An 11,948-nucleotide genomic window follows, 5' to 3' on the forward strand; every position below is an offset into this window, starting at 1 on the left:
TTGTCGGTTGTTCGGTATCGGCCAGCAGAAAAAACTGACAACCGACAACTAGCAACTGACAACTAATTGGTTAGAAATAGCCGTTGCGCTTGCGGTCTTCCATGCCGGCTTCGGAGATGTTGTCGTCGAGGCGGGTGGCGCCCCGCTCGCTGACTTTGGCGCTGAGCAGGTCCTCAATGATGTCGTCGATGGTAGCCGCGTCGCTTTCCACGGCGGCCGTGCAGGTCGAGTCGCCGACGGTGCGGAAGCGCACTTGCCGCTCCACGATTTCGTCGGTTTCGTCGAGGCGCAGGTGCTCGTTGAGGCCCAGGAGTTGGCCGCTGGGCAGGACCACGCAGGTGCGCGGGTGGCCGAAGTAGATGCTGGGCAGGGGAATATTCTCGCGCTGAATGTAGCGCCACACGTCGAGCTCGGTCCAGTTGGAAATCGGGAACACGCGCACATTTTCGCCGCGCTGAATCCGGCCGTTGTACACGTTCCAGAGCTCGGGCCGCTGGCGCTTGGGGTCCCACTGGCCAAACTCGTCGCGCACGGAGAAGATACGCTCCTTGGCCCGGGCCTTTTCCTCGTCGCGCCGGGCCCCGCCGATGCAGGCGTCGAACTGGAACTCCTCGATGGTTTCGAGCAGGGTGTAGGTTTGCAGCGGGTTGCGGCTCGGGAACTTGCCGCCCGGCTCGCGCAGGCGCTGCCGCTTGATGGTATCTTCCACGCTACGCACGATGAGCTTTTCGCCCAGCTCGGCCGCCAAGGAGTCGCGGAACTTAAGCACTTCGGGGAAGTTGTGGCCGGTATCGACGTGCACCAGCGGGAAGGGGAAGCGGCCGGGGCGGAAGGCTTTTTCGGCCAGGCGCGTCAGCACGATGGAGTCTTTGCCACCCGAAAACAGCAGGGCCGGCCGCTCAAACTGGCCCGCAACTTCCCGCAGAATATGAATGGCTTCGGCTTCCAGCCGGTCGAGGTAATCGAAGTGAGGGGTACTCATGCTAGGTTCGCTTAAGTAGGTCGTCATGCAGAGGCGCAGCCGAAGCATCTCGCGTGCAGTAGTAATCAAATTGGTTTGGCAACGTCAGCACGCGGGATGTCTCGCGCTACTCGACATGACGTTCTGTTTTTCAGCCCAGAGTAAAAGCGTTGACGGGCTCGACCACTGGGTCGGGGCCGTTGTGGGTGCTGTGCAGCCCGCATTCCTTGGCCGACTGGTCTTCCCACCACCAGCGTCCGGCCCGGAAATCCTCGCCGGCCCGGATGGCCCGGGTGCAGGGCGCGCAGCCGATGCTCACGAAGCCCTGCTGGTGCAGGGGGTTGAACGGGATGCTGTGTGCGTGCACGAAGTCCCAGCACTGCTCGAAGGTCCAGTCGAACAAGGGGTGAAACTTGAGGAGCTGATGGCCCGCGTCCCACTCCACGGCGTGCATGTCCTGGCGGTTGGCCGACTGCTCGGCCCGGATGCCGGTAAACCACGCCTGCTGGCCCCGCAACGCCCGCCGCAGCGGCTCTACTTTGCGGATGCCGCAGCATTCCTTGCGGTTGTCCACGCTGTCGTAGAAGCTGTTGGGGCCTTTTTCGAGCAGGAGCTGCTCCACGGCGGCTTGCTGGGGGAAGTAGGGCTCAATGGCTTTACCGTAGCGCAGCAGCGTTTTATTCCAAGTAGAGTAGGTTTCCTGGAAGTTGCGGGCCGTGTCGAGGGTGAAGACCTTGATGGGCAGGTTGTGCTCGAAAATCAGGTGGGTGATAATCTGGTCTTCGAGGCCGAAGGAAGTCGAGAAAATGGCCTGACCCGGAAACTGCGCGGCCACGGCCGTGAGTACTTCCAAGGCTGAATGCCCGGCCAGCTGCTGACGCAGGCCAATGACCAGCGCCTCTGAGGCTACTTGCATGATGCGGGGAGGATGTGGCTTTTCCAGCGAGGAAAAGCCGGCGGTAGGAAGCCCGGGGCACAAATGGGTTGTGTAAGCCAGGGCCGACTATCCTGCGGTAGTCGGAAAACGGGTTGTGCGGGAGCAGCTCAGCTAGCGGAGCTTAGGGCACGGGCAGGAAAAGGAGGGGGCGTGGCCTGCTACCAACACGGACAGCACATCATGCCACAACATCCATGCTGTAGAGCAGCGGAGGTGGTCGAGAAAGTGCGGGCGTTGGACAAGGTTTTCACGGCGTTGTTGTTTTTATATGGTCAGGACTTGGCACCGTTCCGCATTTGCGGATGGTTGCCGGCGCTTCGTTGAGCCTGTCTCTCCACGCCTCTGTATAAAAACAATCCTTTGATGGGTAAAGAATTGGTGCTACAAAGGTAATAGCAGGAATTTTATAATTGCAAGTTATAAGCTGGCGAAGTATATAATTTTGGTGAATTTGACTTCAATGGTCTGTACGATACCTGTTTATGTAGATATTTGAGGGTGGTTTAGTATGACTTTGTGGTATAACTATAAGTTATGGAAAGCATGCCAAACTGCTATAATTATCCGCTTTCCCCTTGCGGCTTAACCAAGCAGAATGAGCCTTTCGGGCAGCCCAGGCCACTACCTGGCCCGAAAGGCAAAGGAGCAAAACGGCGAAGCTCAAGCAGGTCCCGACTAGAATTCCTGGACCACAATCCGGATATCGGTGTTGCGGCCGTGGTCGTCGGCGCAGGAAATTTTGAGGGCTCCGGGCGGCGGGCGGAAGAAAATCCGCTCGGTGGCCGGGGCCGTGCGCAGAAACTGGTCGTTGACGTACCACGACACCTGGCGCACTTCGTTGTCGGTGGTGCAGCTGAGCAGGAGCTGCTGCTGTTCGCCCTTGTTGAGCACGTACTCGGTGTTGGCCAAGGGCGAGGTAATGCTCGGGGCCTGGTCGCGGCTGCCGCGCACGAGCTGGCAGGCGGGGTTGTGGGGCGGCAGGCGGCGGTACGGAATGCCCTGGGCTTCCTTGAAAGCGGCTACTTCCGGTAGCAGGTTGGGGTACAGCTCCCGCCGGTAGCCGGTAGCCGGGGCGCAGGCCCGGCAGTAAGTATACTGCCCATCGGCCGAGAGCAGCACTTCTTTCTGGTGCTGGCAGCGCAACCCCGCCGACACGCCGGGCAGGAAATAGTCGATAATCTGGTTGGGGCAGTTTTCCCCCGGTGGCCGGCCGGTTTCGGCGCAGACCAGCCGGAAATCGAGGCTGGCGGGCGGCTGAAACCAGTTGTTGGGCGAGTTGTAAGCCAGAGCGTTGAACAAATCGAAGAGCAGGGGCGTGGCAATGTCGGAGCCGGTGAGGGCCGGGCTGCCCTGCCCGCTGAAGTTGCCGACCCACACCCCGATGGTGTATTCCTTGTTGTAGCCGATGCTCCAGGCGTCGCGGCGGCCGTAGCTGGTGCCGGTTTTCCAGGCAATCTTGGGCAGGCGGATGCTGGTTTCGTAGCCCACGGGCAAATCGGGGCGGGTAAGCTGGGCCAGGATGTCGGTAATGAGAAAGGCCGCGCCGTCGGAGAATAATTGGGAATGTTGAATTCCGGATTCTGAACTCTGAATTGGTTTGGCGGGCTGTTTTTGGTTTTGATTTTCAGCCTGGGCTTCATTCTTCCTGGCCTGGCGCAGCGGGGCGTAGCGGCCGCCGTTGGCTAGGGTCACGTAGAGGTTGGTCAGCTCCTCCAGCGTAGCACCGCAGCCGCCCAGAATGGTGCTCAGCCCCAGGTGGGGGGCACGTTTGGCTACGGTTCGGAAGCCGGCGGCCCGCAGCTGGGTGGTAAAGGTGGGTACGCCCAGCTCCGAAAGCACCCGCACGGCCGGAATGTTGAGCGAATAGGCCAGGGCGCGTTCCAGGGGCACTTCGCCGTTGCAGCGCTTGTCGAAGTTTTCGGGCTGGTAGCCGCCGAAGTTGGTGGGCACGTCGGGCAGCAGCAGCTTGGGCGTCACCAGGCCTTTGTCCAGGGCCAGGGCGTACAGAAAGGGCTTGAGCGTACTGCCCGGCGACCGAACGGCCTGCACCCCGTCGTTCTGGCCTTTGGTGACGTTGTCCTGAAAATCGGCCGAGCCCACGTAGGCTTCCACGGCCCGCGTTTGGTTGTTGACGACCAGCACGGCCGCGTTGCTGATGCCCAGCTCGTGGAGGCGGCGCACGTAGTTGCGGGTCAGGTCTTCGGCCTTGGCCTGCTTGCCGCGCTGCAGCGTGGAGGCCACGCTGGCCCGGCCCGGAAACTGCCGCACCAGGCGCCGGGCCAGGTGGGGCGCCAGCGTGGGTGCCGCGTGGCGCTGCACGTCGAGCGGCTCCAGCAGGGCGTCTTCCACATCTTGCCGCGGAAACAGGCCCTGCCGGCCGAAGCGGCGCAGCCACCGGTTGCGCTCCTGCCGGATGGCCTCGTTGTGGCGGCCCAGCACTAGGCCCCGGGGCCGGTTAGGGATGATGGCCAGAGTCACGGTCTGGGCTAGGGAAAGGTAGTCGGGCGGCTGCTGGAAGTAAAGCAGGGCCGCCGACTTCACGCCTTCGATGTTGCCGCCGTAGGGCACCAGATTCAGGTAAAGCTGCAGAATTTCGGCCTTGCTGTAGTGCGCTTCGAGCTGCAGGGCCCGCAGCATTTCCAGCAGCTTGTTGCCCACCGTCCGCTCCTTGGGTTCCAGCAGGCGGGCCACCTGCATGGTGATGGTGCTGGCCCCGGTGGTGCGGCCCCGCCCAAACAAATTGCGCCCCACGGCCTGCACCAGGGCCAGCGGATTGACGCCCGGGTGGTAGTAGAAATACCGGTCTTCCTTTTCAAGAATGGTAGCGCGCAGGGCCGGCGTGATTTCGCGCAGCTCGGTTTTGAGGCGCCACTTCTGGGTCGGGTTCAGAAAGGCGTGCAGCACCGTACCGTCGGCGGCCAGCACGATGGGCGAGTACTGCGGGGCGGGCGGCAAAGGAAACGCCGCGTCGAGGCCTGCCCCGAGCAGGGCGACCAGCACTAAGGTGGCCAGTAAGGCCCGTGCCGCACGTTTTATTGTCAGAGTAGCCACCAGTTTAAGCACAGCGCATAAGGGGTGCAAGATACGCCCGCCGATTCCAGTTTGCCCCGCAAAACTGCCAAAGACCAGCTGCCAGCAGAATGGTTGCGCCAACGTCAGCCGCTCTCCAGGGGCTTAATCAGTCCCGGGGCTGGTGCCCGGCTACCGTTCCGCAGGCAGCTCAGCTGGGCTTCACGGTTTATTCATTTTGCACTTAATGATAACTCGACAATAAGGCAGAGCTGTTGTGCTGGACGCAATAAAAGGGGGTTTTTGTTGCGAAAAAACAAGTGCAAAACTTTGGTGTTTAAGATTTCACTAAGGAATTTGGCTTATGTTACGCTCAGATAACAAACCAGCTAGGTTGCAGCCCTGCCGGTTTGGGGTGCTGACTTTTGTTACAAATCAAAGTCAGCTGGGCCTTTGGTTGCCGTAGTTCGCCAAGGGAGAACATGAGTTTTTTCGCGTCACTTATCACTCACCAAACCCTTTTCTGCATGAAAAAATTTTTACTCATAAGCCTGTTGCTTATGCTCACTCTGCTCCAGCAAGCCACGGCCCAGAGCCGGAGCCTGTCTGGGCGGGTTACCGACCGTACGTCGGGTGAGGGCCTCCCCGGCGTAACGGTTCTGTTGAAGGGAACCACCAACGGGGTATCAACCAACTCGGACGGCACCTACACGCTGAACGTGCCCACCGAGGGCGGTACGATTGTTTTCAGTTCGGTAGGCTATGTTTCCTCCGAGCGGCCCATTGGCTCCGAAACCCAGCTTAACATCGGCTTGGCCGTTGACTCCAAACAGCTGGGCGAAGTAGTCGTGACGGGCCTGGGCGGGGATAAGGACAAAAAGGCTCTGGGCTTCTCCATTGCCGAAGTAAAATCGCAGGAGCTGGTGCAGGCCCGCTCCACCAACGTAGTCAACTCGCTGACGGCCAAGGTGGCCGGCGTGCGAGTGCAGGGTTCCAGCGGCATGGTGGGGGCTTCCTCCAACATCTTTATCCGCGGCATGACCACCTTCACCGGCAGCAACCAGCCCCTGTTCGTGGTGGATGGTATTCCGATTGACAACGGCGGTGGTGGCAACACGCTGCAGAGCGGGGTAGCCAACTCCAACCGCGCCATCGACATCAACCAGGACGATATTGAGACGGTGTCCATCCTGAAAGGGCCGGCTGCCGCCGTGCTCTACGGCTCTCGGGCCGCGTCGGGCGCCATCATCATTACCACCAAAAAGGGCGCGACGCTGGGCTCCAAAAAGCAGTCCATTACGGTTACTTCCAACTACAACATCGTGAAGGTGGGCCGCCTGCCCGACTACCAGAACACCTACGGACAGGGCATCAACGGCACGTTTAACCGCATCAGCCAGATGTCGTGGGGGCCGCGCGTGACGGGCCAGACGGTGCAGAACTTCCGGGGCGAGGACGAAACCCTGGCCATCAACCCGGACAACGTGTCTGATATCTTCAAGACGGGCTCCAACTTCCAGAATAACGTGGCCTTGTCGGGCGCGACGGAGCGCACGCGCTACTACGCTTCCTACGGCAACTTGCACGAAACCGGGATTCTGGACAACAATGACCTGAAGCGTAACACCGTAACCTTCAACGGTAATGCCCAGCTGACCAACAAGCTGCGGACTGGCACCAACGTCATTTTCTCCAACAGCGTGTCGAAGCGTACGCCGCAGGGCAACCAGCTGGCCAACCCCTTCTTCCACTCCTGGGTGCTGCCCCGCTCGTACGACGTATTCCGGTATCCGTATGAGCAGCCCACCGGCGGGCAGCAGAACGCGGCCGTCGTGGGTACTTATACTGCCAACAACACATTCTTCGGCACCAGCGACAACCCGCTGTGGACCATCAAGAACAACACCTACGACGACGAGGTAAACCGGGTGGTGGGTAACGTCAGCATTGGCTATGACTTCACCGACTGGCTCTCGCTGGATTACAAGCTGGGTACCGATACCTATTCCCAGCAATACAAGTACGTGAATGCCCGCGACAGCCGCGGCATCACCACGACTTCTTCCGGCGGCGGCTCCGTGGTGGGCAACATCCAGGACGAGACCTACAACCGCCGCGAGCTGAGCTCCTACCTGACCCTGAACATTCGGCGCAACATCAGCGAGAATTTCACGGCCCGCCTGCTGCTGGGTAACGAAATCAACCAGCGCCGCACCGACGACCTGGCCGTGGTGGGCTCCGACATTCAGGTGCGGGGCTTCAACAACATTTCCAACACGAAAAACTACACGCCCTTCTCCGAGAAAACCACCCGCCGCCTGGTCGGTTTCTACGGCGACCTGCAGCTGGGCTTCCGCGACTTCCTGTTTCTGGGCTTGTCGGGCCGCAATGACTACTCCTCGACGTTCAGTGCCAACAAGCGTAGCTACTTCTACCCCGGCGCCTCGGCCAGCATTGTGGTGAGCGACGCGGTGCCGATGCTTAAGGACAACAAGGTGCTCGACCAGTTCAAGATTCGGGCCGCCGCCGCGCAAGTAGGGCGCGAGGCCCCCGTGTACGGCACCAACACTACCTTCCAGACGACCAGCGTAACGGATGGTTTCGGCCCGGCCATCAACTACCCCTTCCAGGGGCAGGTGGGCCTGACCTACAGCAACGTGGGCGGCAACGTGGACCTGGGCCCCGAGTTTACGACCAGCTACGAGGGCGGCGTCGACCTGCGCCTGTTCAAGGGCCGCGTAGCCCTGGAGGCCACCTACTACGTGCAGAAAAGCAAGGACATCATCTTCGCGGTGCCCTTCTCGGCCACTTCGGGCTTTAGCAGCGTGAACCGTAACATTGGTACCTCGGAAGCCCGCGGCGTGGAACTGATGATCAGCACCACGCCGGTCAAAATCGGCGACTTCACCTACAGCAACTCGTTTAACTACTCGCGGGTGCGCAACAAGGTACTGGAGCTGGCTCCCGGCGTTTCCTTCATCCAACTGGGCGGTTTCACGACACCTGGCACGCGCCTGATTGCCGGCCAGCCGTACGGAGTCATCTTCGGCTCCAAGTTCCTGCGTCAGGACGGCGACTCCGGGCCGCTGCTGCTCAATGCCCAGGGCCGTACCCAGCAGCAGTTCGACAACGGCGTAATTGGCGACCCGAACCCCGACTGGACGGGTGGTATTACCAATACGTTTACCTACAAAGGGCTGACGTTGAACACCCTGCTCGATATTCGGGTGGGCGGCGACGTCGTGTCGCGCAACGTGTTCGACATTCGGCGCAACGGTGTGGGCAAAGAAACTGCCGACCGGGACCGGACCTACATCATTGATGGCGTAATCAAGCAGGCCGACGGCACCTTTGTGCAGAACAACGTGCAGGTAACGGCGGAGCAGTACTTCACCGACCTCTGGGGCTCGGGCCCCTACGAGTTTGCCGTGTTTGATGGCTCGTGGCTGCGCCTGCGGGAAGTAGCCTTGTCGTACTCGCTGCCCCGCAGCCTGACCGATAAAACCTTCCTGGGTGGGGTAGAGCTGAGCGTGAACGGCCGCAACCTGTTCCTCTATGCGCCCAACATTCCCCACATCGACCCGGAAGTAAACACGACCGGCGTTAGCAACTCGCAGGGTTTCGAGTTCAACTCCCTGCCCCAGTCGAAGATGTACGGCGGTTCTATCCGCCTTACTTTCTAATCTCCTAGCCCATCATCTGAATGAAGACGTTTCGTTTCGCAAAATATATCGTTCTGGCTGGTGCAGTAGGCGTTTTGGGCTCCTGCGACAGTTTTCTGGACGTGAACAACAACCCCAACGCGGTGGTAGCGGCCCCGGCCGGCAACGTGCTGGTGGCCGCCCAGACCCAGCTGGGCTTTATGGCCGGCTCCGACCTGCACCGCTTCACTTCCCTTATCGTGCAGCAGTTTGCCGGGCAGGGAGGCAGCGCCCAGCAGCCCGTGCAGTACGACCGGGGCGTGATTACGGGCAGCGACGTGAATAACGCGTTCCGCTTTGGCATCTACGCCACGGGCCTGGCCGACATGCAGCAGCTGATTAACACCACCCAGGAAACCAGCCCAGTATATGCTGGTATTGCCAAGATCATGCAGGCCTACCTGTATGGCGTTACTACCGACTGCTTCGGGGATATTCCTTTCACGGAGGCGCTGAAGTTTGTCGAAAACGGGGCGCCCAAGTACGATAAGTCGGAGGACGTGTACAAAGGCATCCTGGCGTTGCTCGACGCGGGTGTGGCCGATCTGAAAAAGCCCAGCGCCCTGAAGCCTACGGCGGAAGACCTGATTTACGGTGGTGACCTGGTCAAGTGGGAAAAGTTTGCCAACACGCTGAAAATGCGGCTCTATGTTCACTACTACCCCAAGTTCCCGGCGGACGCCACCAAGGGTATCGGGGATTTGCTGGCTGCCCAGGCGCCGGTAATGGGCAGTGAGGCTGACAACTTTCAATTACGCTTCGAGGCAGTAGTTGGTAAAACCAACCCCATTGACCAGTTCGAACGGTCGTCCCGGGCCAACCAGTTTTTCCCCAGCGCCACGCTGGTAGGTATCATGAATACCAAAGCCGACCCGCGGCGCACCACGTATTTCACCGAGTTTGGCGGCGCAGGCCAGTATACGGGTGCCGCCAACGGGGCCGGCGCTGCGGTTAGCACCGACTTCTCGCGCATGCACACCTACCTGCGAGGGGCCCGCACGGGTACCGGCCTGCAGGATTACGCTGGCTCGGCTCCCATCCGGATGTTGACTTACGCCGAGTACCAGTTTATTCTGGCTGAGTACTACGCCCGCACCGGCAACCTGGCCAGCGCCAAAACGGCCTTCGACGCGGGTATTACGGCTTCCATGACCATGGCGGAGATACCCGCGGCGGCGCGCACGGCCTACATTGCGGCCCGCCCCGCGCTTACGGCCACCAACGCTATTCAGCAGATCATCGAGGAAAAATACGTGGCCAATTTTGGCGTCGTCTCGGAGCCCTGGGTGGATTACCGCCGCACGGGCTTCCCGCAGCTGGCGTTGCCGGCATCGGCCCAGACCACGGCCATCCTGCGGATTCTGCCCTATTCGGATGCCGACCGGGCCGCCAACCCCACCAATACCCCGGCGCGCACCAGCCTGATTGTGCCCAGCGTATTCTGGGACCCGGGCAAATAGCTGATGTTTTACGCCGGCCGGCCGCGCGGCAACGTGGCCGGCCGGTTTTCCCCGACTTGTTTTTTAGCTTCTCTTCATGAAAAAGACGTTTCCGTATTTTCTGCTGCTGTTTATGGCCCTGGTGCTGGCCGGCTGCAAAGAAGATGACCCCCAATACACGATAACGCCCAAGTCGCAGATCATCTTCGACGACAACATCGACAAAGTCACGGCCGACTACAAAAAGGCCGGTAACCTCTCGCTCAAAGTGAGCATCGTGGGCAGTGCTACCAGTGTGCGCATCGAAAGCAGCTATTCGGTAGCCGGTGCCGCCAAAACCAAGCTCGTTGGGACGTTCCCCGTTACCGATGGGGTAGCTTCGGTGAACGTGCCTTCGTCGACCCTCTCCGACACCGAAATAGTGGGCGCCACCAGCAATGCCACCACCCGACCGGCCAATACCTTCACGCTGGCCGTTGATGCCATTAACCCCGACGCCAACTCCGACCGGCGCTATTTTACCGCCGTAGTGGTGCAGTAGAGCTAATTCTATAGTTGGCTCACCAAAAAAGCCCCTCTTTCCGGCCGGAAAGAGGGGCTTTTTTGGTGAGCCAACCACGCCGTGGGGCGGCCTACCGGGGCGGCTCAGGTACGGTTACGGCCAGCTCAAAGTCGCGGGCCGGTGGGGCTTCGTTGTTGGTGGTGTTGCGGTAGATAAAGCGCACGGTGGTTTGTCCGGGGTTCAGGGCCTGAAACTGAAACGCCACTTCCTGGGCGCTGCCGGGCTTGGCCTTCTTCTTTTTGGGTTCTTCTTTCTGCTGCCCGACCAGCTGCACAATGTTGCCTTCACTGGGAATTGCTTCCCAGGCATACTCCGAGCCCACGGTGGTGCCCAGCTTAATCAGGAGCTGGTCGCCCTTGTTAACCGTTACCTGGCCGTGGTTGCCATACTCGCTGATGTTCACGTTTTTGGCCACGCCCGGCTGATTGATCGTGACGTAGGCATGGAAAAAGCTCCCCAGCGGGAAGTAGCCCGAGCCTGGCACTGCCGACACAAGGGCCAAATCGAAGCCCCCCGGCCCAATGGCTTGCATGTGAATTTCGTGGGTGGCCGGGGCGCCCGGCACGCCGCTGCTCATGCCCGGCAGCGTGTGGCTGCTGGTTACCAGCAGTTGGCCCGGGTAATTTTGGGCCAGCCGCCAGCCATAGCGCGGGGCGGCCGTAGGGAGCCGGATAACGAGCTGGTCGCCCACGTTCAGCTGCACCTGCCGGCCATTGTCGGCGGCCGTGAGCGTGGTGATGCCCTGGGCTTGCAGGGAAGAGTAAGCTAGCACTGCGCTGAGCAGCAGCACCAGGCGAAGCAGTATGGCTTGAAGCCGGAAACCAAAGTAACGGCGGATGCGCATGGGAATACCGAAATTAGAGTAGCTGAACTATACCGTAATAGCCCCAAATGCCACAGCCGACCGCGACGGCGGCCGGCTGTGGGCTGGTGACAGAAATAGGTACGGGTGACGCAAGCAAAAAGCTGCGGTGGAGCTACCCATGGCGGCACTACGGAGCCGGCTGCGGCCGGGCGCGGCGCACCCGCAGCGTGTCGAAACGTTGCATCAGCTCGTCGGTGCTGATAAACATGGCCGGGTTGGCATCGGCGTCGCGCAGGGAGTCGAGTAGGGCTTGGGCCTGGTTGTAGCGCTGCCGCTGTAGCAGGGCGTCGGCGCGGCCGAGTAGCTGCTGGCCCCGGGCGGCAGCTGCGGGGTTGTCGGCGACCCGCAGCACGTGGCCCCGGCCATCGGTGCGGAAGTAAAAGAAGTAGCCCATCCACAGAATCAAGCCCAGAAACATGACGGCAAAGGCAATAAGGATAACGCGCAGGTTGACCATAGAGAAGCGCTGATTTG

General features: G+C 60.6%; 8 protein-coding genes and 1 riboswitch. Of the genes, 3 read left to right on the top strand and 5 right to left on the bottom strand.

The window, feature by feature from the left end; all coding sequences use genetic code 11:
* Nucleotides 1-70 precede the first annotated feature (70 nt).
* The 3 genes from cysD to pbpC all read right to left on the bottom strand — a co-directional run bounded on the left by cysD (nt 71) and on the right by pbpC (nt 4,898).
* The gene (gene cysD, locus CLV45_RS01315) at nt 71-982 is read right to left on the bottom strand and encodes a sulfate adenylyltransferase subunit CysD (protein WP_100334597.1); all 912 of its coding nucleotides are present in this window, start codon (nt 980-982) and stop codon (nt 71-73) included.
* A gap of 130 nt (nt 983-1,112) precedes the next feature.
* On the bottom strand, nt 1,113-1,877 hold the full coding sequence (locus tag CLV45_RS01320; RefSeq protein WP_100334598.1) for a phosphoadenylyl-sulfate reductase: 765 nt from the start codon (nt 1,875-1,877) through the stop codon (nt 1,113-1,115).
* A 282-nt stretch (nt 1,878-2,159) separates the two neighbouring features.
* Nucleotides 2,160-2,251: riboswitch (SAM riboswitch) on the bottom strand.
* A 322-nt stretch (nt 2,252-2,573) separates the two neighbouring features.
* On the bottom strand, nt 2,574-4,898 hold the full coding sequence (gene pbpC / locus CLV45_RS01325) for a penicillin-binding protein 1C (RefSeq protein WP_245882532.1): 2,325 nt from the start codon (nt 4,896-4,898) through the stop codon (nt 2,574-2,576).
* Nucleotides 4,899-5,467: 569 nt separating this feature from the next.
* Here pbpC and CLV45_RS01330 point away from each other — a divergent pair.
* From CLV45_RS01330 to CLV45_RS01340, 3 genes are all read left to right on the top strand, one after another.
* A complete protein-coding gene (locus tag CLV45_RS01330) occupies nt 5,468-8,590 on the top strand; it encodes a SusC/RagA family TonB-linked outer membrane protein (protein ID WP_157807219.1) in 3,123 nt (1,040 codons plus the stop codon).
* A gap of 20 nt (nt 8,591-8,610) precedes the next feature.
* Complete coding sequence (locus CLV45_RS01335; protein ID WP_100334600.1) at nt 8,611-10,068, top strand: SusD/RagB family nutrient-binding outer membrane lipoprotein; 1,458 nt, start codon at nt 8,611-8,613, stop codon at nt 10,066-10,068.
* 76 nt (nt 10,069-10,144) lie between these two features.
* Complete coding sequence (locus CLV45_RS01340) at nt 10,145-10,588, top strand: hypothetical protein (RefSeq protein ID WP_100334601.1); 444 nt, start codon at nt 10,145-10,147, stop codon at nt 10,586-10,588.
* A 91-nt stretch (nt 10,589-10,679) separates the two neighbouring features.
* Here the strand turns inward: CLV45_RS01340 and CLV45_RS01345 are convergent, their stop codons facing one another.
* Nucleotides 10,680-11,453 carry a protease inhibitor I42 family protein gene (locus CLV45_RS01345; RefSeq protein WP_100334602.1) on the bottom strand — a complete coding sequence of 258 codons (774 nt, stop codon included), beginning with the start codon at nt 11,451-11,453 and terminating at the stop codon, nt 10,680-10,682.
* A 148-nt stretch (nt 11,454-11,601) separates the two neighbouring features.
* Nucleotides 11,602-11,931, bottom strand: coding sequence for a hypothetical protein (locus CLV45_RS01350; RefSeq protein WP_100334603.1), 330 nt, complete (start codon nt 11,929-11,931; stop codon nt 11,602-11,604).
* Nucleotides 11,932-11,948 lie beyond the last annotated feature (17 nt).

It is taken from the genome of Hymenobacter chitinivorans DSM 11115, assembly GCF_002797555.1.
GTDB lineage: Bacteria > Bacteroidota > Bacteroidia > Cytophagales > Hymenobacteraceae > Hymenobacter > Hymenobacter chitinivorans.

Excerpts from the sequence above, each read along its gene's own strand:
- CLV45_RS01340 (WP_100334601.1), top strand. The coding sequence starts at position 10,145 with ATGAAAAAGACGTTTCCGTATTTTCTGCTGCTGTTTATGGCCCTGGTG.
- cysD (WP_100334597.1), bottom strand. The coding sequence starts at position 982 with ATGAGTACCCCTCACTTCGATTACCTCGACCGGCTGGAAGCCGAAGCC.
- CLV45_RS01345 (WP_100334602.1), bottom strand. The coding sequence starts at position 11,453 with ATGCGCATCCGCCGTTACTTTGGTTTCCGGCTTCAAGCCATACTGCTT.
- CLV45_RS01320 (WP_100334598.1), bottom strand. The coding sequence starts at position 1,877 with ATGCAAGTAGCCTCAGAGGCGCTGGTCATTGGCCTGCGTCAGCAGCTG.
- CLV45_RS01335 (WP_100334600.1), top strand. The coding sequence starts at position 8,611 with ATGAAGACGTTTCGTTTCGCAAAATATATCGTTCTGGCTGGTGCAGTA.
- CLV45_RS01350 (WP_100334603.1), bottom strand. The coding sequence starts at position 11,931 with ATGGTCAACCTGCGCGTTATCCTTATTGCCTTTGCCGTCATGTTTCTG.
- CLV45_RS01330 (WP_157807219.1), top strand. The coding sequence starts at position 5,468 with ATGCTCACTCTGCTCCAGCAAGCCACGGCCCAGAGCCGGAGCCTGTCT.